We start from the raw sequence: 20051 nt of genomic DNA, 5'->3' as shown, positions 1-20051 counted from the left end.
GCTTGCAGACACCAGGGGGCGTGATGAGGGCATCGCAATCGCTGCTGCAGACGACGGAGCCGGAAATGCGATCAGCCGATAGTGCTCCGGCCGTTCTTGTCACGACATCGTAGCTTCACGCCGCCTATGGCGAGTACACCCAGCGCAAGCAAGACAGCGGTCGATGGCTCGGGAATGGCGCGCACCACGATGGCCGCGCCGGAGTTGTCGATGCTCCAGTTTTGAATGGTGAGCGGAAAACCGTTGCTGCCCGAAGAGGAGAGTGTCATATACCCGTAATTGACAACCCCGGTCTCTTCGTTGAAGAAGCGGAAACCCAGTACGTGCGATCCCGGCGCATGGAAGAGAACGGCGGCGGTCGAGTTCGGGGAGCTGGAAAAGGCAGAGGCTGCCGAAATCACGCTACCTGGCGCAAGATCCAAGTACGGATCGCCGGCTGACGCAGCGACGCCTCCGTAAGCATCCGCGTTTGCGTAGTTCCACCAGAAGGCGAGGTTGTGGTTGTAGTTGTATGGGTCGATGTCCCAACCCGCCACCGCTGACTCGATCGTGCCTTTACCGCCAGTGAGCACGTTCAGGTAAAGGCCGTCGAACGTGTTCGGTACAGGCGTCGGATTCGTGAACGAAATAACGGCAGCATTTGCATCCGCCAGCAACGCCGTGGCAGCGACGAACATCGCGCCAGTTCGCAGCCACGCGTTCAGCTTGCTGTTTTGAAAAGAGGTTGCTTGGTTCATGATCATCCTGCTATGCAAAGAGGGCGTAGTCGAAACAGAATTCCGACCTCTCATTTACTGAACGACTTTTTTCGCAAAGCCCGGACAGTGGCGCTCCGGCACCCCCTGTTCGCGTGGCAGGCACTCAAGGGCCACGCGCCGCTTGTTCTGCTAACGGCACAAGCTGCCGACCCAACGGCGACAAGCACAATTGCGAGCGCTCAACATACTCAGCTCAACGCTGCGTGAACCAGGCGATGCAATCGCCTGATCCTGCCAATCATGTCCATGGTGATCACTCCTCATCCTCGGCTGCACAAAAATGCAGCAGAGTAGGTTGTTCACCTGGCTCAGTTTTAGATCGACAGCAGGCCAAAAAGTGGCTCAGTTTTCGGTCGGCGGCAATACCGTCCGTACGAGATGGCGCTGATGCCCACTATCGGCAGATTAGGCCCAGGGCATCTACCGCGGCGCCCGAGCGTCCCTGCAATCCGATGATGTCCTTCGCACCGCAGGACAGCGTGCCTCTTGGATAGTTCTTGTTGAGATTCTCGGCCATTCGAATCGCGCCCACCGGTCCTGCTACGAGCAGCGCAATGTTGCCTGCCGTCCCGGTTGGCGATGTGAAGGCCCCGGGCGTATCCAATGGAACGGAGGCAGTTCGGACCTGGCTGCCACGCGCAGCGCAATCCAGGATCAACGCTTTCAGCAGATGATTGGAACTGCGAAGCGAAGTCACCGCCATCGACCGGACGACCGAGCCGGCGGGGCACGACGCACTGCGCCTATCGCCGCTGCCACCACCGCCCTGGATCGCTCGCCCGTCACACAGGGGCGCGATGTAATTGACGTAGGCGCCGGTCCGGGCCTCCACGCCGGTCACAAAGGTGTTGGCGGGACATCGCGCAATGAACTGCTGCCCCCCGCCACCGCCAATTGCCGGAGTGAACGCTTCCTGAGCGCTGACTGGTAGCGATGCGCCGAGAAACCCGGCGATCGCGATCACGTGCAAGATTCTTGTCTGTGCCAGCCCCCGCCCAGCCGCGGCGAGAAGCGGCGCGCCTCGCGAGCATTGGCGGTTCGGCCCGACCGGGATATTGATCGCGCGTGCGAGGAAAAACGGCATGTCGAAACTCCTGTGATCGTTTGGAGGCTGTTCGCTCCATTGGATGTACGCGAAGGCGCTGGCATTTCGGACATTCGGAGCCACGCTTACTCGGGGCTTTTTGAGGTGCGGCCGCCAACCGGGTTTGAATGTGCGAAGGACGGCTATGAATTGCTCCGCCCCGCAACCTACTCCGGCGAGCTTTTGAGCGACGAATTCCAGGCGCCGGCCAGCCCTCGTCTCGCACGCACAGCGCCTCGCGCAGGCGCGTGACGCCGCAAGATTGCATGGATGTGAAGACCACCCTTCACCACCCCTGGCCGTCCACTTTCGCTACAAACGACGGCATGTGCCTCTCGTTCTCATCGGCTGCGGACATGCCGGGGTTCCAGCCGTAAGGCGGCATTGGGAAGGCGACGGTGGCCCGAATATCTGAGCCTGCACCCGGTGGTGAAGCGCCAGGCCGAAGCGCTGCGCATGGGCTACCGATTCCGCGCCTCCGACGCGCAGCCGGAGCAGTTGATTCGCAGGACCGGCTATGTACTACTGACGCGGGAGGAGGAGTTCCTGCGCCGGCACCCCGATGTCTGCCGGCAAGTCTGCGACGCTCAGGGCCGCCTGCTGCGTACTGAGAATCCTGATCTCCCCGGCGTCTCGCTGTGGACCGACAGCTTCAGCAACATCAACATCAACGCCATCAAGATCCGGGACTGACAGCGGGGTTCAGGGGATTTGCGGCGCCCCACCTTGCCGACATCCTTGCGCACACCGACGGGGGAAGAATGAAGAAACTGGAATCTCTGGCCGAGCGTTGGCCTTCGCTCAGCCCGTTGCTTGACGAGGTGCTTGCACTGCCTGCCGGAGAGCGCAGCGCCTGGCTCGACGCGTTGCCCGCCGAAGCGGAAGGGCTGCGCGACACCTTGCGTTCGCTGCTGGCGGCCAATGCGGAACTCGAGACAGGCGACTTCCTGGGCACGCTGCCCAAGTTCGCGCCCGACGCTGCAGGCAGCGACACCTCGCCGGATGCCAAGGCGGGCGACCTCGTCGGCCCCTACCGGCTGGTCAGCCTGCTTGGGCGTGGCGGGATGGGCGATGTCTGGCTGGCCGACCGCGCCGATGGCGAACTCAAGCGCCAAGTGGCCTTGAAGCTGCCGCGTGTGACCTGGGGCGGCGCGCTTGCCGAGCGGCTGCGTCGCGAGCGCAACATCTTGGCCACGCTCGCGCATCGACACATTGCGCGCTTGTACGACACGGGCGTGGACGCTGGTGGGCGGCCCTACCTTGCCCTTGAGTACGTCGAGGGTCAACCCATCGACGCGTACTGCCTGGAGCGCGGCTTGTCGATGGACAAGCGCCTCGGCCTGCTGCTGCAGGTGGCGGCGGCCGTGGCCCACGCGCATGCACGGCTGGTGGTCCACCGGGACCTCAAGCCCTCCAACATCCTCGTGACGGCCGACGGCGAGGTGCGCCTGCTGGACTTCGGCATTGCCAAGCTGCTACAGGACGACCTGGCCGCCGAGACCCAGTTGACTCAGATGTCTGGCAGACCGCTGACGCTGGACTACGCGAGCCCCGAGCAGATCCGTGGCGAACCGCTGGGCACCGCGAGCGATGTCTACAGCCTGGGTGTGGTCGCCTACGAGTTGCTGGCCGAGGCCAAGCCCTACCAGTTGAAGCGCCAGAGCGCTGCGGCCCTCGAGGAGGCGATCGCATCGGTGGACGTTCGACCCGCCAGCGCCGCCGCGACGAGGCCCAGCGCCGGTCAGGCATTGAAGGGCGACCTGGACGCCATTCTCAACAAGGCGCTCAAGAAGAATCCCGTCGAGCGATATGCCACGGTCGACGCATTTGCCCAGGACATCGAGCGGCACCTTGCCAACCTGCCGGTCCAGGCACGACCTGACGCGCTTGGCTATCGGGCCCGAAAATTCCTGCGTCGCAACAAGCTCGCGGCAGCTGCATCTGCTGCCGTCACCGTGGCGGTCGTCGGCGGGGCCGGCATCGCGTTGTGGCAAGCGTCGGTCGCGCGCGACCACGCGCGCAGCGCCACGCTGCAGGCCGAGTTGGCGAAGAAGGAGGCGCGCCGCGCCCAGGCCGTGCAGGGTTTCCTGCTCGACATCTTTCGCACCAACTCGGACCAACAGAAGGACCCGCTCAAGGCGCGCGGCACCACGGCGCGGGAGTTGCTCGACATTGGCACGGCGCGGCTCGACTCGTCGCTGCGGGACGCTCCCGAGGCACGGGTCGAGGTGATGGAGACGCTGGGCGAGATGTACTACCAGCTCCAGCTTCATGAGGAAGCCGCCGTGATCGAAACCAAGCGGGTCGAGGTGCTGCGAAAGCTTCATGGCGCGGATGATCGACGCGTTGCTGAGGCATTGATCAAACTGGCGTCAACGCTGCACGCCACCACGAGACGGGCCGAAATCCTGCCGGCGCTGGAGGAGGCGCGCCGCATCCTCGACGCTGCCGGAGACCAGACGTCAATGCTGCGCGGCGAGTTGCTGACGCGGCTGGCGCAGCGGCATCAAAACCTCTCCTACGAGAAGATGAAGGCCTTCGCGGATGAAGCCGTTGGCATCCTGCGGGCGCACGCGGTCGCCAACGAGGACCGGGTCGGCGCGGCCCTGACGCTTGCCGCCCGCGCCCGCGTCCAACTAGGGGAAGGTGCCGACGCGGAGCCCCTCTACCGGGAAGCACTGGTGGAACTGCGCAAAGACAAGGCCCTGTCCCAGGTGGCGTTGGCGCAGATCCGAACGTCACTGGCGGAAAACCTGGTCACACAACAGAAGTTTGACGCCGCGTTGCGCGAATATCGCGAGACTACGGACGGCGCGCTCGCTGCCCTCGGGCCCTCCGACGCAACCTCGATCCCACCCCAGTCGCATCTGGCCGCGTTGCTGCACGCCGTGGGCGAACGCGCCGAGGCCCGCAGGCTGCATCGCGACGTCCTGCGCCGGGTTCTCGAGGTGAAGGGGCCGAACGACACACTGTTCACGCCCATGGTTCGCATGGACATGGGTCGCAGCCTGTTGGCCGAAGGGCGTTTGTCCGAAGCCCTGGAGCTGGTGGCGGCCGTCAACGCTTCCAACCGTCGCCACTACCCGGGGTCCGCCGTGCTCGGCAATGGACTGCGAACCGAAGCCACCATCCTCGTCGCAATGGGCCGCTACGCGCAGGCGCGGCAGCTGTTCTCCGAAGGGTTCGGCCTGTGGCTTAAGGGCACGGGCAGCTCGGTCCAGGCGTCGCGCCACAACCGCTTCCATCTGGATGAAGCCCGCCTGGACCTGGCCCTGGGCGACGCATCGGCTGCCATCGCACGGCTCAACAAGGTCGCAGCGCCGTACAAGGCCGACGGCCTACCCTTGCGGGCAGAAGAGATCGAGCGCGACGTCCTTCTGGCGCAGGCGCACTTGCGGCTTGGCGCTGTGGAGCGAGCACTTGGTCTCGCCAAGGGTGCGGCCGAACGTGTTGCTGTATCGAGCGTGCGCAGCCGCTTCCCCGCGCTAGATGCCGAGGTGCAACTGCAGTTTGGAAACGCACTGCTTCGCGCGGGCCAGCCTAATGCGGCACGCGGCCCCATCGAGCGTGCGCTCGCATGGCGCACCGCGAACGACGACGCAAGCAGCCCGTGGGTAGCTGACGCCGAGGTCGCGTGGGGCCAATGCCTGCTGGCTCTCGGCGACCCCGTGAGATCCCGTGCTGCTGCGGCGAGGGCCAGCACCATCTACGCCGCGCACATGCTGGTTGGGGAGCATTTCACCCGCCCCCTGCAAGAGCTGCTACGTACCCTGACGAAGGCGTAGGTATCGGAGAGCAGAGAAAACTGGTGAATCCGGCTTTGCCCATGTCATTGACGATCCTGCGGATGACGTTGCGAGAAGAAGTCGCCCGCGACCCAGAACCCGCCGGGCCGCGTTCGACTGACCGGTGCTGGAGGTGCAGCTGTTGATCGAGGCTGCGGGCGGCGAATGACCGCTTAGCGTGGACGCTGGCATTCGCGATGAACGGCCCTGTGTCTCAGACTAGCCTATTGCTGTAGCCCAGTGAATTTCGGCTTTGGGCACAAAGCTGTCGCTTGCGCTGAGCCACTGAACGACGGCACTCGGCCGGGAGCTGCCGCCGACAGCGTGCCTGCCGAACAGCGGCTGCGCGTGGCGCATCGGTCAGCGGTTCGCATGCGAGCTCACGCCAGGTCGGACTTTCAGCCGCTGCAGTTCAGGGTTGAGTGAAAGAAGTTCGGCCTTGAACCTAGATCCGGCAGTTGACCGCTCGCTACTCAACGAAAGTCTTGGCGTATCAACACCTTGCCCATTTCGCCCTGTTCACCACTTCGGTAACCAGCGCTGCACGCCCGCTGGTCTGGCGTTTCGGGCCGTTGGCTGCGTTGCTTCTCCTGGTGGGCGGGAGCCCACTGCGTCGGCGCGCCTTGCCACCGACCCGCCTCGCCATGCCGGGGCGAGACGCCCCGTCCTTCGGCAGGCACAAAGAGTCCTCAGGACTCTTGTGTCCGGCCTCAGCCCCTCGGGCGCGCCCAACTGCCGGATCTAGGTTGAACGAAAACCGACACGGTTCAAGCCGCCAGCGCCTCGGCGCTGGGAAAGAGCAGGCTGTGCGCCGGCTTTGCCAACGCCTGCGGCGGCAGCAGCGCCATCAGCGCGCGCCCATCCAGCCCCGGGTGTTCTTGAAGGCCGCGCTGAAGCAATTCGCCGGCCAGCTGCTGCATCGTCAGTGCCGCCTGCCGGATGCGCTGGCGGAACTCGGCATCGCTCAGCGCGGTGTCGTGCAGGCTGCGGTTGAGTTCCACGAACCAGGGCATCGAGGCCTGGTCCAGCATGACCGGCAGGTTGCGGCGCTGGCTGACGGCGCCCCAGGCGCGCAGGAAATGCTGTACCTCGATGTTGAGCTGCTGGCACACCGCGAGTTCGTCGCGCAGGTGGCCCAGCGAGGCCAGGTCGGTCAGGCGCTCTTGGCAGAACATCTGCGCGAGCACGCTCCAGTAGTAGGTGTAATCCCAGATGATCTTGACCGGCAGCACTTCGGGGTCGCCGAACAGGCCGTACTGGTCGACGTACAGCGCCAGCGTGCTGTCGTAGAACGAGCGGTACACCTGCTCGTACACCTGTGTGTGCGCCGCCAGGCGCTGGCCGGCGCGGTCGCGCGCGATGAGCTCGGTGATGTAGGTGTTGCCGATGGCGATGAAGTCGCTGCCCGGCGAATAGAAAGGGTCGAGAAAGCGCCCTGCTTCGCCGGTGAGCGCCCAGCGGTGCTCGCTGAACACCTGGCTGCAGTCGTAGCTGAAGCGCTTGAAGAAGGCGAAGTCCTGCAGCTTGTCGCGCTTGCCGTCGAGGTCGTCGAACAGCGCCGGCTGGAACTCGCGCAGCCAGTCCATCGCCTTCTCGAAGGTGTTCATTCGGTCCAGCGGGTGGTACTTGGGGTCGGCCACGATGCCCACCGAGTGCGAGCCCGAGGCCAGTGGGATGAGCCACACCCAGTAGCCCGCGCCCACCAGGTGGTTGGTGGACAGCCAGCGGGTGGGGGTCACGCAGCGCGCGCGCCAGGCGGCGGCGGCTGCTTCGGCGGCGCCGTCGCCGCTGTGTTCGCCTTCCAGCGGCCAGGTGTCCAGGTGGATGCGCTCGCTGATGCGGAACCAGATGGCGTGCGCGGCGTGCGCGTTGTCGCGCGCCAGGCCCAGCTTGCGCTTGATGAGGCCCGCGCGGCCGCAGGCGTCAATGACCCACCGGGCCTGCGTCGACACCATCTGCTGGCCAGTCTCTTGCCAATGCACGGTGTGCAGGCTTGCGTCGTCGCTCAGGTCGACCTGGCGGATCATGGCCTCGTCGATGAAGCGGATGCTGCGGCGCTGGCATTCCTTACCGAGAAAGTTCTCGAACAGGCCGCGGTCGATTTGGTAGCTGGACACCGGCAGCGGCCGGCTGGCGCCCAGTTCGGTGACGCGGTGCAGGTCGCGCCGTCCCTCACTGAAGAAAAAGCGAAACCCGAACTTGCGCAGTTGTTCGCCCTGCAGGTGCTCGCGCAGCCCCAGGGTGTGCTCGAAGTAATGCGCACCGATCTCCACGCTGCTTTCGCCGACCTTGTGGCAAGCCACCGGCACGGGGTGGGAGCGGCGTTCGAGCACCAGCACGTTGAGGTCGGGCAGGCGCTGGCGCAACTGCAGGGCCAGGGTCATGCCGGCCAGGCCACCGCCCATGATCAGAACGTCGGTGTGGGTGGGGCTGGATTCGGTGTGCATCGGAGGCCTTCAGTACAGCCCGCCGTTGACCGAGATCACCTGCCCGGTGATGTAGCCCGCAGCGGGGCTGGCCAGGAAGCCGGCCAGGGCGGCCACTTCTTCGGGCGTGCCGGCGCGCTTGGCGGGCACCATGCGCTCGATCATGGCTTTGTCGAAGGTGCCATCGGCCATCGGCGACGCGATGATGCCCGGCGCGATGGCGTTCACCGTCACGCCGCGGCTGGCCACCTCCTGGCTCAGCGATTTGGTCGCGCTGTTCAGCGCCCCTTTGGCGGCCGAGTAGTTGACCTGCCCGCGGTTGCCTGACAGCGCGGCCACCGAGGAGATGTTGATCACCCGGCCCCAGCGCGTGCGCAGCATGGGCAGGATCAGGGGCTGCGTGACGCGGAAGAAGCCGTGCAGCGAGACGTCGATGACGCGGTGCCACTGCTCGGCGCGCATGCCAGGAAACACGGCGTCGTCGTGAATGCCGGCGTTGTTGACGACGATCTGCACCGCACCGCCCGCCAGCATCTGCGCCACGGCATTGGCGGTGGCGTCGTCGTGCGTCAGGTCAAAGACCAGGGTCTCGGCGCTGCCGCCGTCAGCTTTCAATTCATCGGCCAGGGCGTGCACGGCAGCGGCGTTGGCATTGGCGTGCAGCAGCAAGTGCGCGCCATCGGCGGCCAAGCGGCGGGCGATTGCCGCGCCCAAGGCGCCGCTGGCGCCGGTGACGAGGGCACGTTTGCCTTGCAGGGAGAGGGGGTGTGCGGTCATCACGGGCTCTGGAAAGGGTCAGGCCGCGGCCGTATCGGCCGGCCGGGGCAAGGGGGTGTTCAGCACCACGGTGGCGCGGCCATCCACCAGCAGGCGACCGGTGTCGTCCCGCAGTTCGAACTGGTAGAGCGCCTGTGCTTCGGCGCCGGCCAGGCGGGTGACGCTGACCAGGAGCGGGCCGGGCACGTCGTCCAGGCGCGCCACGTGCAGGTTCACGCCCCGCGCCGCTGCCAAAAAGCCGGCCGACGGCACGCTGCCCGGCGGCGCCGTCAGCGCGCCGTGCAAGGCCATGACCTGGGACGCGTACTCGATGGCCACGGGTGACAACAGCCCGCCGGGAGACCGCAGCGGGTGGGCCATGTCGCGGTGGCTGGTGGCACGGCACAGCGCCTGCTCGGGGCTCCACTTCAAAAGGGCGTCCAGCAAGCACATGCTGCCGCTGTGCGGGATGCGCGCGGCGATGCCGTCACGGTCGAGCGTGGCAGGGTGCGGGGAGGCGAAGCGCTCGTTCATGCGGCGGGTGCAGTGAAGACAGGGGCGGTGACCGTGAGCGCCAGGCTCAACCCCGGCGGGCCCTCGACCACCAGGGCGCTTGCACCCCCCCGCGCCAGGGCTTGCAGCAAGGGCAGTGCGCGCGCTGCGGGCACGCCTTGGCGAAGCTGGTCGAGACCTTCGTGGCCGCAGGTGGTGGGCGGGGCTTCGGGCACCAACTGCAGGCAGAGGGTGGTGCCGGCTGCCGACGCCGGTGCCAGCACCAAGGCCACGCCGACGGCGTCGCGGGTCGGCCGCTTGGCGTCCAGCGGGGCCGGGTAGGGAACGTCGGCCGCGACCAGCAGCACGGGCGCGCCGGTGGCCGCCACCTGGGTCATTGCTTCGAGCAGGCCGGCGCCAAAGCTGGCGTCGTGCGCGGCCAGGCTGGTGGAGGCGGCCATGCTGTGCACGGCGATGTGCCAATAGCCTCCGGGCGCGTTATGAACCGAGTTGGTGAAGCGCGTGGGCGAGACCATGCGCTCGGGCGCCGCCAGCGCCTCGCACAGCGCGTGGCAGTTGGAGGGCTCGCCGGTGGACGAGGTGAACACGGTGGGCAGGGTCGCCGCGTCCAGCCCTGCGGCCGTCACAGCCGCCACGGCCTCGTCGGCCACGACCAGGCTCACCTTCACCACCGGCCCGGCGCGACGCCGTTCTGTGGCCGGCAGGCGTTGCGGCGGCGGCACGACGGTGGGGGTGTCGACCCAGCTTGAGGGGTCGCGCAGCGCGGCAGCGCCCACGGCCCAATCGGGCAGGCCCGGGCCCAGCAGGCCGACGCCCAGGACGCTCACGGTCAGCGTGCTCACGATGCGGCCCCCAAGAGCAGGCTGGCATTGCTGCCGCCGAAACCGAAGGAGTTGCTGGCCACGACCTTCAACTCGGCACGCAGCGGTTCGCGCAGCAGTTGCGCGTGCAGCGCGGGGTCTTGGGTTTGCAGGTTCAGGCTGGGCGGTGCCAGCCCGTGCTCCAGCGCCAGCAGCGCGATGCTGGCTTCCACGCCGCCCGCCGCTCCCAAGGTGTGGCCGGTGTAGCCCTTGGTGCTGCTGCAGGGGGTGGCGGTGCCGAACACCGTGCACACGGCGCGGTCCTCGGCGGCGTCGTTGCCCGGCGTGGCGGTGCCGTGCAGGTTGAGGTAGTCCACCTGCGCGGGCGTCAGGCCCGCCTGGGACAGCGCCGCGCGCATGGCCAGGGCCGCGCCGGCGCCCTCGGGGTGGGGGCTGCTCATGTGGTGGCCGTCGCTGCTTTCGCCGGCGCCCAGCAGCCAGCCCATGGGCCGGGCCGGGCCGCCTTCGCGCTCCAGCAGCGCAAAGGCCGCGGCTTCGCCGATGGACAGACCGGCGCGCTCCGCGTCCCAGGGGCGACAGATCTCGCCCGAGGTCAGCTCCAGCGCCTTGAAGCCATACAGCGTGGTCATGCACAGGCTGTCGACGCCGCCCACCACGGCGGCGTCCACCAGGCCCAACCGGATGGCGCGTTCGGCCGCAGCGTAGACCTTGGCGCTGGACGAGCAGGCCGTGGACACCACGTGCGCCGGCCCCTGCAAGCCCATGGCGGCGCGCACGTAACGCGCCACGGACGCGGTGTTGTGCGTTTCGCCGTAATGCAGCCCGTCGGGAAGCGCGCCGGTGTTGGGGTCGCGCTCCCGGTAGGCCAGTTCGGTTTGCAAGATGCCCGAGGTGCTGGTGCCCAGGAACACGCCCACGCGCATCGCGCCCCAGCGCATGGCGGCGGACTGAACGGCCTCGGCAAAGCCATCGGTTCGCAGTGCTAGCTCGGCCAGGCGGTTGTTGCGGCAGTCGTAAGCGGCGAGTTCGTCGCGCCAGTCGAGCGCGTCCAGACCGTCCACGACGCCCAACCACGAGCCGATGTCGGCGGTTTCGAAGCCGCGCCGCGCCAGGCCGCTGCGGCCGTCGCGCAAGGCCTCGAAGGTGGCCGCACGGCCATGCCCCATGGCGGTGACCAAGGTGTGGTGGGTGATGGGGATCGGTGTCATGGGGTCCGGGGGGGCAGTGCGGCCCGCAAGGTGGTGGTGCGCAGGCCCGCGTCTCGGGCTGCGCTCAGCAGGGCCGGCAGGACCTCCAGCAGCACGGGCCGGCCGCTGGCGGTGCGGCGCGCGTGGCCATCATGCAGCAGCAGGATGTCGCCTGCGGCCAAGGCAAGGGCTTGCGGGCCGATCAGGCGGTCCAGCACGCGGTCGGGGTCGCCGTCGCGGGTATCGAAGCCGCGACGGGTCCAGCTCACCAGGTGCAAGCCCAAGCGGTGCAGCACCGGGTCGAGCAAAGGGTTGCGCAGCCCGGCGGGTGCGCGGAAGCAGTGGGGCGCCTGGCCGGTCAGGTCGGCCAGCAGGGCTTGGGCGCCGCCGATCTCCTGGGCCAAAGCCCGCGGCCCGCGCATCGAAAAATCGTGGCGGTGACGCAGGCTGTGGTTCTGCACGTCGTGGCCGCGGCGCACGATCTCTCGCACCAGGCCGGCGTGCTGCGCCGCGCGTTGCGCGATGACGAAGAAGCTGGCCTTGGCGCCGGCCTCGTCCAACACGTCGAGCACCTCCGGGGTGACCTGGGGATCGGGGCCGTCGTCCAGCGTCAGTGTGAACTCCCGACGTTCGACCGCCGCCGGGGGCAAGGCCCTGACGTTCGGGCCCAGCAGCGTGCTTCGGGGCCACAGCCCGGCGGCCGCCAGCCCCAGGTGGTTGAGCACCACGCTCCCCAGCGCCCAAGGCCAGGCTCCGGGCACCGACAGCGCAGCCATGCCGGCCGCTGCGTGCAAGCCCAGGCTGGCTTGCAAAGCAGGCGGCCAAGGCCAGGGGCGGGTGGGGCGCTCAGCGGGCGCGGGCATAAGGAGTTCTTCAAAAAGTTTTGTCACAGCGGCTTGGCCAGCATGCGCGCCGGGCTGGCAAAGGCCGCCGCCAGCACCAGGGCCAGCAGCGCCCCGGGGGCCACCACGGAACCGATGGCCGACAGGGCCCGGATGTCCGACGCCGCGATCAGACCGAAGCCGATCACCGTGGTGAGGTTGGCCAGCAGCAGCGAGGCGAGTGTGTCGTCGTCCGCCGTGCTAGCGCCGTGCTGCAGCATGTCGAAGAACAAGGCGTAGTTCGAGCCCACGGCCACTACCAGCAACAGGCCAACGAGGTGCAAGATGCCCATCGGTACCCGGAAGAACGCCAGGCCGCCCAGGCACAGCAGCACGGCCAACAGCAGCGGCTGGCTCACCGCCAGCACGCGGCGGCCATTGCGCAGCGCCAGGGCCATCAGCAACAAGACCCCCAGCCCGCCCAGCGCCGCCTGCCCGCGCGCCTCGCCGAGGTAGCGGCTGTACATGCGGCCGAGTTCACCGCCGATGTCCAGCGCTTGTGTTTGCGGCAGGCCTTGCAGAGCGGCGCGCACCAGCGCGATGTCGACGGCGTCGCCCACGCCCTGCACCGGCAGCAGCACCGTCCAGTGGCCGTCGGGGTGTTGCAGCGTCAGGGCGTCCAGCAGCGGGGCCAGCGCGCTGGCGCGTGCCAAGTCCGGCGTGGCCAGCGGCAGGCTGCGCGCTTGGGCGACGGCCTCCACGAAGGGGGCCAGGCGCGCCGCGCGCAAAGGCCCGTTCGCGGTGGCTTCGGCCAAGGCCGCCTGCAAGGCCGGGGCTTCGGGCAATGCCGCCTGGCGCCGTTGCTGCGTTTGCAAGCTGGGCAAGAAGCGCGTGATGCTGTCAAAGCCGGCAATGGCCTGCGTGTTGACCAGGCCCTCGAGGCGCAAGGCCGCGGCCTCGGCACGCTGCAGCGCGGTCTCGGCGTCGCGGCCTTGCACGACGACGAAGGCACCGCCGTCGCTGCTGCTGGTGATATCGGCACGCAGGCTGGCGTCGAGCGCCAGGGCTTCCCGGGAGACGGGACTGAGCGACGACAGCTCGGCGTTCCACAGGCCGTCCCGCTGCACCACCAGCACCACCGACGCCAAGCCCAGCGCCAGCCACAGCCAGCGCGTGCGCGGCAGCACCGCAATCGCCGATCGAGCGGCACGCCCCAGGGGGCGTCGCAAGCCTTGGCCGCGCGCGCCATCGGGCATCAGCACCGGCAGCACGAAGCGGGTGGTGAGCACCGCCCCCACCAGCCCTGCCAACGAAAACACGCCCAATTGCTGCAGCCCCGGAAAGCCGGAGAACAGCAAGGCGGCGAAGCCGCACAGCGAGGTCAGCAGGCCAAGGCGAATGGTGGGCCAGCTGCCGTGCAGCCAGTGTTGCCACCCGGTGCCGCCCTGGCCGCGGGCCTGGATGAGGTAGTAGATGGCGTAGTCCACCGCTTCGCCGATGAGGGTGGAACCGAAACCGAGCGTGACGCCGTGCACGTTGCCGAACAGCAGGCTGACCGTGACGATGCCGGCCAGGATGCCGGTGGCCACCGGCAGCATGGCGACCGCCAATGCCACGGGAGACGCAAATGCCGCGAGCAGCAGCGCGCTGATCACCAGCGTGCCGGTCAGCGCCAGCCACTCCACCTCGCCCTTGATCTGCGCACGGCTGTCGACCGAGAACACCGGCGCACCGCTGACGAGCAGGGTCAAGCCCGGGGTCTGAACGCGGGAGAAGCTTTGGCGGACGGTGTCAATGGCGGCTTGCTGGCCGTCCAGGTCGGCCCCGTCGCCTCGGATGATCGCCAGCATCACCGCCCGCGGTGGCGTGCCACCGGCTTCGCGCGAAACCCACACGCCGTCGTCGGTGCGCGGGGACTTCACCGGGATCATGCTTTCCGCGATGCGCTGCACCTCGCCGGTTGGGTCCAGCTCCAGCAGCGGCTTGAGGGCCGTGCCAGCGGGCGTGCCCAGCAGCGAGAGCGTTTCGCCGATGCCTTCTCGCAGGCCCTCGGCGGTGAAGCGCTCCGGCGTGACGGCGGGGCTCAGCAAGTAGCGACGCTCCACCATCCAACGGCCGACCCCGGCCCAGGCGTCGTTCTCGCCGTTGCTCACCTGGTCGAAGCGACCGCTGCTGCGCAATGTCGCCGCGAGTTGCCTGGACGCAGCGCCGCGAGCCTGGGCGTCGGCGCCTTCGATGCCGATGAACAGCGTGCGCGCAGGGACCCCGCTGCGGATCTGGTCGATCAGCACCTGCTGCTCGGCGTTGGCCGTGGCGGGTAAGAACGCGGAAAGATCGGCCGTGAACGAGGTACGCGTGATCTGCCACGCGGCCAGGGCCATGGCAGCCAGCCACAGCAGCAGCACCGCCGCGCGGTGGCGGGGTGTCAGCGCGCCGAGGGCTGGGACGCCGGTCACTTGTTGGAAGGGGTGGCAGGGGTGGCAGGGGTGGGCGTCAGGCCGTCAGCCACCGGCTCGACCAGCATCAACGAGCGGTCGCCGCCAACCAAGCGCAGCTCCAGGCTGCGGACATCGGCCCCCAGGCCCGCGATTTCCAACTGCTGCACCGTGCGCGCCAGGCGGCCGTCCAGCGGGGTCAACCGCAGCACCCAGCGCGCCGCGTTGCCGCTGACCTGGGTGCGGAAGTGGCGTTGCAAGGCGCCCGCGTCGCCGCCGAGCGTGCCCCGCATGGCCTCGGCCAGAGCGGCCACTTCAGGCACCGCGTCCAGGGTCATTTGCCGAGTGCGCTTGCCGCGCTTGAGCAGCACTTGGTTGCCTTGCACCTCCATGCTCTCGGTGGTGGGCTCTTCGGTGAAGCGCGCGAATCGGTCCGGCGCCTGAAACGTCAGGCGTCCGCTGGCCCGCAGCGGGGTGTCCAGCGAGCTCACGGTGCGCTCTTCAGTGAACCGTGCCTCGCCCCCTTTGCGTTGGGCCAGCACGGCCATCAGCTCACCCAAGTCAAACGCCCTGGCGCTTGCCTGGGCCAGCGCAGCGCTGGCGCCCAAGGCGAGCAGGCCCATCGCTGTGGCCAGGCAAGCCCGGCGGCGGCCGTCAGGTCGCGGCGTCTTCGTGCCAGTAGTCATAGAAATTGAACCAGTTGTAGGGGGCTTCGCGACACAGGGCTTCGAGCCGGCGCACGTAGTCGGACACGGCGGCCAGCACCAGGGCCTCGCGCGCGGCGGGATCGGTAGGCGGTTGGCGGAAATCGGCCAGCTCTTCGAAGCGCAGTTGGTAACGGTTGCCACCGCGGTACAGGCCGACCATGAAGATCACGCGGCGGCGCAGCATCATCGCTAAGCGCACCGGGCCGTCGGTGAACTGGGTGGGCTGCCCCAGGAAGGAGCGCTCTACGCTGCTTTCCTGGACCGCTTTGCTGGGGATGTACCGGTCGCCCATCAGGCCGGTGAGGCCGCCCTTGTCGAGGAAGTCGCGGATCGCCAGGGCCGAGCCGCGCTCGCCGATGGGGATGATGCTCACGTCGAAATCCGGCGCCAGTGCCTGCAGCACGGTGTGGATCATGCGGGCGTTCTCTGGGTACATCACCATGGCCACCGGCAGTTGACGGCGGTTCACGCCCGCCGCGTGCAGCGCTTCGAAGCTGCCGATGTGCGCCCCCAGCAGGTACACGCCGCGACCTTCGGCCAGCGTCTTTTCAATCACCGCGCCGCCGCCGATGTGCAGGTCGAAGAGGTCCATGCGGCCCGCCGCGAACCAGATGCGGTCGAGCGCCACGGCGGCAAAGGCGTGGAAGTGGCGGTACAGGTCGGTCCAGCCGGCCGGCCGGCCCAGCGCCCGGCCGAGGTAGCGGCGCGACGCCCGACGCGCGGCGGGTGCGAACAGCAGGTAGTACAGCGCGATGGGGTGCAGCACCAGGCGCGCCACCGGGCGTCCCAGATGGGTGGCGATCCAGGCGATGGTTCGGATCGCCAGCAGGTTGCTGCGCTCCGGCGTCGTGCTCCACGAGTGCGCTGGCCTCGAATCAGCTTCTGCGCTCATGCCAGCGCCGCCTGTGCTGCCCCGGCGGTCAGCAGACCTTTGGCGACCGTGGTGTCGCCGCGCAGCACAGCGAAACCGACGCCGCTGCCCCGGGGCTGCAACTGAACCTGCAACGTCGTGTCTGGCAGCACCGGACTGATGAACTTGACGTTGTTGATCTGCGGCACGGCGCCCAGACGCAGCCGCAACTCGGGCTCGCCGTCCAAGGTGCGCATCACCAGCGCCAGCAGGGCCACCCCCGGCAGCACGGGTTGGTCAGGGAAGTGGCCCGGGAAGGCGGGGTGATCGCTGCCCACGATGTACCGGCCGGCTTGCGACAGGGCGTCGCGTGCAAAGCGTGCCCAGTCTTGCGCCGGGAGCTTGCCCGTGGCGGTGCGCGGCAGGGCGGGCACGTGCACCACACGGCGTGGCACAAACGCCGGCTCTAACTGCGCTCGCAGGGCGTCGATCACGTCCTTGGCACTGCGCTGCGGGGCCACCACGAAGGCCACCGGCCGCGCGACGCCGTCGGCTTGCTCGTCGGGCATCCAAAACGCGCCGTCGTCCACGCCGTCGATGCGGTTGAGGTGGAAGTTCAGGTGCGCCAGGGAGCTGCGCTTGCCTGCCACATGGATCAGGTCGTTGGCGCGGCCGAGCAGGCGGAAGTGCGTTTCATCCGCCAACGCCAGCAAGTCGGCCAAGGGCGTGGGCTCGAGCACATGGCCGCCGTGCACGCAGAACCGTTCCTCGCCGGAGGCTTCTTCGCGCCACACCCTCAGGCCCGCCAGCGCATGCCAGGTCTCGCCGGCCGTGGTACGCCGCGTGGCCACTTGGCCGGCTTCGGTGCAACCGTAGATATCCACCAGTGCACCCCCAGTGGCGCTCTCGGCCTGTTGGGCCAGTTGCGGCGACAGCGGTGCCGTGGCCGACAACAGCAAAGCCACCGGCGGCAGCGGCACCTGGGCCTGCAGCAGTGTTTTCAGGTGAAACGGCGTGGTGACCAGCGCGCGCGGGGCTGGCACATCGGCAAGCGACTTGGCGATGTCGGCCGGGAAAAATGGCCGGCCGGCGTCAAAGCACGCGCCGCCCAGCAGGGCCAGCAGCACGGTGGACTCGAAACCGTAGCTGTGCTGCGGCGGGACGGTGCCCACCAGCGTCAGGCCGGCCAACGAGGGCCGTCCGGTCATCTCCGCCAGGCGTTCGGCTTGGGCCGCGATGTTCAGCACCAGGGCCCCCCAGCGTTTGCCATGCGGCTGCGGTGTGCCGGTGCTGCCACTGGTCAGCAGGCGCACCGCCTCCAAATCGGCCGGAATGTCGGGCACCTGCGTGGCCTCAGTGGCGGTCTCGTCTGCCTGCACCAGCACCCGCTGAAGGCCGCCGACGTCCAGCGTGGTGTCGTCCACCATGGCGTAGGTTGGGCAGCGGGCATCGGCCCCAGCGGCGCGCAGGCGCGCCATCGTTTCCGGCAGGGCGTTGGGCGGCATCAGGCTGGTCTGCCTGCGGATCAACGCCGCAGCCAAGCCCAGCGCAAACAGGTAGCGGTCCTGACACAGGTTGACGGGCTGGCCCGCGGCAGGAACGCGCCTCGCCAGTGCCTCGGCCTCACCTAGAAAACGGGCGGCGCTGACCGGCGAGCCTCGCCGCCAGGCCAAGGGCGCGGCAAGGTCTCGCGCCGCGAGCAAGGGCGAGGCCATTGGCGAAGTGTTTGGCAAGGGGGTCGCAGACATCGTGAGGGCAAGGATCGGTGGGAGGAGGCCCGAGGCTCAGCGCCCGGAAGCGCGCCAGGCTTGGACCACCTGGCCCAAACTCACACGTTCGAATTCAGGGTGGCGCCAGTAGCGCACCACATGCTCCACAGCAAAGAACAGCGCCGCCGCCAGCGGCGTGAGCACGTTGCCGTAGAACGACCACCAGGCCCAGGGTGCGAACAAATACAGGGCGAAGGAGATGCCGATCATGGCCACGAAGTACAGCACCCACAGCCCGGTGAGCCAGCGCGTATAGGCGCGCATGGCGGGCGTGAACTCGCGGTGGATGCGCTCGGCCAGCATGGTGATCAGCGGCGTTGCGCCCGGACGCAGCGTGACCGCAAAGCCCCAGCCCAGCAGCGCATGAAGGCTGGCGTGCTGCAGCACATAAAGCCGGTTTATGGCGGTGTTGCCCGTGTAGAGCAAGGCGGCCAGCAAGCCAATAGCCAGCAGCGCGCCGGCCAAGGCCAGCCGGTGACCCTTGACGATACCCGCCACCAGCAGCGGCACGATCACAGGGCCGAGCAGCGCCGCCACGGCCCAGGGGCTGTTGGGCCGCCAGGTCATCAAAGCCCAACTCAGCAGCGCGTAGGCCGTGAAGGCGGCTGCAGCAGCCATCAGTCGCCAGCGGGGCATGGCGCCTACTTGGTACGGTGCTGGGCCACGTGGGCCGCCAGGCTGCGCAGCGAGCTGAAGATCTGGTGGTTGTGCTCGTCGTCGGACCGCAGTTGGAAGCCGTAGCGGTGCGACACCTCCAGAGCCACTTCCAAAATATCGATGGAATCAAGACCCAATCCATCGCCATACAGCGGTCCGCTCGGGTCAATGTCTGCAGCTTGAACTTCTAAATTCAAAGCTTGGACAAAAAGATCCGCTAACTCTTGTTCAAGTTCAGGCGTGGCTTGCGCTGTAGCAGCGGCAGAAATAACAAGGGTCGGCTCGGACACGGAAATGGCCTTGTAGGAGTCGTAATGGCGGCAGGGGGCACCATTTTAGGCGTGAGCTTGACCTGCTTAGCGTTTTCGACCATTCATGCCTGCACGGCGGCCCAGTTGTGGGCAGCGGACTTTTGCTGCTACTTGAACTCGTAGGGCTAAGGTAAGTGACCCGCCCCCATGGCCTGGGGTTGGGGTCGTGGACAGCAGCGCCCGCAGGCCAGCGTCACCATAGGCCTTGAGTGCGCGGTCGTCGTAGGCCCACATGGGCGGGCGCACGAGGCGTTTGGGCAGGGCGCCGATTTTAAGAACGCACGATTTTATGGAGGGCCGTCGGCGCGGGATGCTGCACGGACAATGCCGCCCCATGACCGACGATCTCATCACCCTGGAGGCGCCCGACGGCGCGAGCCTGAAGCTGTCGCCGCAGGGCGCCCATCTCTTGTCCTGGAAGCCCGCCGGCGCCGCCGAGCAGCTCTACCTCTCCCCGCGCAGCGAGTTCACACCCGGCAAAGCCATCCGTGGCGGCGTGCCGGTCTGCTTTCCTCAGTTTGCCGAGCGCGGGCCGCTGCCCAAGCACGGCTTTGCTCGCACCTTGCCGTGGGAGCTGGTGCAGCAGGAGCAGGGCCAGGACGACGCACTCGCCGTGATGCGCCTGCGCGATAGCGACGCGACGCGGGCGATCTGGCCGCATGCCTTCGAGCTGGAGCTGAGCGTGCGCGTGGGCGGCCGCGGCCTGGACATCGAACTGGCCTGCGAGAACATCGGTGACTCGCCTCTTCAGTTCACGGCGGCGCTGCACACCTACCTGCGCGTGGCGGACCTGGATGAGGTCAGCGTCGAGGGCCTGGCCGGGCTGCGCTATTTCGACAGCATCAAGCAGGCCGAGGCGCTGCAGCGCATGGACTTGCTGCTGACCGGTGAGAACGGCGTGCTCGACCTGGATCGCATCTATTTCGGCGTCAAGGAGCGGCCGCTGCTGGTGACCGAGGGCCGTCGGCAGGTGGTCATCCGCCAGCAGGGCTTCGAGGACACCGTGGTCTGGAACCCCGGCCCGGAGCGCTGCGCCAAGCTGGCCGACATGCCGCCCGAGGGTTGGTCGGAGATGCTGTGCGTGGAGGCGGCCTGCGTCGGCCGGCCCGTCGAACTGCCGGCCGGCGAGACCTGGGTGGGGCGGCAGAGCCTGCGGCTGGAGTAAGGCGCG

17 protein-coding genes are annotated in these 20051 nt (G+C 68.1%); 3 read left to right on the top strand and 14 right to left on the bottom strand.

Translation table 11 applies throughout. The annotated features are described in order from the left end of the window. Positions 1-71: 71 nt before the first annotated feature. Positions 72-737, bottom strand: a complete 666-nt coding sequence (locus tag ABIS05_RS04960) for a PEP-CTERM sorting domain-containing protein (RefSeq protein ID WP_348013235.1) — start codon at positions 735-737, stop codon at positions 72-74. 415 nt (positions 738-1152) lie between these two features. Continuing rightward, positions 1153-1842 carry a hypothetical protein gene (locus ABIS05_RS04955; RefSeq protein ID WP_348013234.1) on the bottom strand — a complete coding sequence of 230 codons (690 nt, stop codon included), beginning with the start codon at positions 1840-1842 and terminating at the stop codon, positions 1153-1155. A 426-nt stretch (positions 1843-2268) separates the two neighbouring features. Here ABIS05_RS04955 and ABIS05_RS04950 point away from each other — a divergent pair, with 426 nt between their 5' ends. Both ABIS05_RS04950 and ABIS05_RS04945 read left to right on the top strand, forming a co-directional pair. Continuing rightward, complete coding sequence (locus tag ABIS05_RS04950; RefSeq protein WP_348013233.1) at positions 2269-2535, top strand: hypothetical protein; 267 nt, start codon at positions 2269-2271, stop codon at positions 2533-2535. A 68-nt stretch (positions 2536-2603) separates the two neighbouring features. Further along, positions 2604-5627 (top strand): protein kinase domain-containing protein, encoded by a 3024-nt coding sequence (locus tag ABIS05_RS04945; RefSeq protein ID WP_348013232.1) that lies wholly within the window; start codon positions 2604-2606, stop codon positions 5625-5627. Positions 5628-6394: 767 nt separating this feature from the next. Here the strand turns inward: ABIS05_RS04945 and ABIS05_RS04940 are convergent. The 12 genes from ABIS05_RS04940 to ABIS05_RS04885 all read right to left on the bottom strand — a co-directional run bounded on the left by ABIS05_RS04940 (position 6395) and on the right by ABIS05_RS04885 (position 18859). Next, on the bottom strand, positions 6395-8074 hold the full coding sequence (locus ABIS05_RS04940; protein WP_348013231.1) for an NAD(P)/FAD-dependent oxidoreductase: 1680 nt from the start codon (positions 8072-8074) through the stop codon (positions 6395-6397). Between the two features lie 9 nt (positions 8075-8083). Then, positions 8084-8830, bottom strand: a complete 747-nt coding sequence (gene fabG / locus ABIS05_RS04935) for a 3-oxoacyl-ACP reductase FabG (RefSeq protein ID WP_348013230.1) — start codon at positions 8828-8830, stop codon at positions 8084-8086. An 18-nt stretch (positions 8831-8848) separates the two neighbouring features. Beyond that, a complete protein-coding gene (locus tag ABIS05_RS04930; RefSeq protein ID WP_348013229.1) occupies positions 8849-9343 on the bottom strand; it encodes a hydroxymyristoyl-ACP dehydratase in 495 nt (164 codons plus the stop codon). Then, positions 9340-10164, bottom strand: a complete 825-nt coding sequence (locus ABIS05_RS04925; RefSeq protein ID WP_348013228.1) for a beta-ketoacyl synthase chain length factor — start codon at positions 10162-10164, stop codon at positions 9340-9342. The genes ABIS05_RS04930 and ABIS05_RS04925 overlap by 4 nt, the downstream gene beginning before the upstream one ends. Then, complete coding sequence (locus ABIS05_RS04920; RefSeq protein WP_407074887.1) at positions 10161-11351, bottom strand: beta-ketoacyl-[acyl-carrier-protein] synthase family protein; 1191 nt, start codon at positions 11349-11351, stop codon at positions 10161-10163. Before ABIS05_RS04920 ends, ABIS05_RS04925 begins: the two co-directional genes overlap by 4 nt. Next, entirely contained in the window at positions 11348-12193 is an 846-nt protein-coding gene (locus tag ABIS05_RS04915) for a polysaccharide deacetylase family protein (RefSeq protein WP_348013227.1), read from the bottom strand. The genes ABIS05_RS04920 and ABIS05_RS04915 overlap by 4 nt, the downstream gene beginning before the upstream one ends. Before the next feature lie 23 nt (positions 12194-12216). Then, entirely contained in the window at positions 12217-14607 is a 2391-nt protein-coding gene (locus ABIS05_RS04910; RefSeq protein ID WP_348013226.1) for an MMPL family transporter, read from the bottom strand. Next, complete coding sequence (locus ABIS05_RS04905) at positions 14604-15209, bottom strand: LolA-related protein (RefSeq protein ID WP_348013225.1); 606 nt, start codon at positions 15207-15209, stop codon at positions 14604-14606. The genes ABIS05_RS04910 and ABIS05_RS04905 overlap by 4 nt, the downstream gene beginning before the upstream one ends. Before the next feature lie 31 nt (positions 15210-15240). Further along, complete coding sequence (locus ABIS05_RS04900) at positions 15241-16185, bottom strand: acyl-CoA synthetase (protein ID WP_348013224.1); 945 nt, start codon at positions 16183-16185, stop codon at positions 15241-15243. Beyond that, entirely contained in the window at positions 16182-17858 is a 1677-nt protein-coding gene (locus tag ABIS05_RS04895; protein ID WP_348013223.1) for an AMP-binding protein, read from the bottom strand. The genes ABIS05_RS04900 and ABIS05_RS04895 overlap by 4 nt, the downstream gene beginning before the upstream one ends. Before the next feature lie 69 nt (positions 17859-17927). Next, positions 17928-18548, bottom strand: coding sequence for a hypothetical protein (locus ABIS05_RS04890; protein WP_348013222.1), 621 nt, complete (start codon positions 18546-18548; stop codon positions 17928-17930). Positions 18549-18553: 5 nt separating this feature from the next. Then, complete coding sequence (locus tag ABIS05_RS04885; RefSeq protein ID WP_348013221.1) at positions 18554-18859, bottom strand: phosphopantetheine-binding protein; 306 nt, start codon at positions 18857-18859, stop codon at positions 18554-18556. A gap of 355 nt (positions 18860-19214) precedes the next feature. Between ABIS05_RS04885 and ABIS05_RS04880 the strand changes: the two genes are divergently transcribed. Continuing rightward, complete coding sequence (locus ABIS05_RS04880) at positions 19215-20045, top strand: D-hexose-6-phosphate mutarotase (RefSeq protein WP_348013220.1); 831 nt, start codon at positions 19215-19217, stop codon at positions 20043-20045. Positions 20046-20051: the final 6 nt, after the last annotated feature.

Origin of the sequence: Roseateles sp. (assembly GCF_039929605.1) — a bacterium.
Lineage (GTDB): Bacteria > Pseudomonadota > Gammaproteobacteria > Burkholderiales > Burkholderiaceae_C > Pelomonas.
This window is presented reverse-complemented; position numbering and strand designations above follow the sequence as displayed.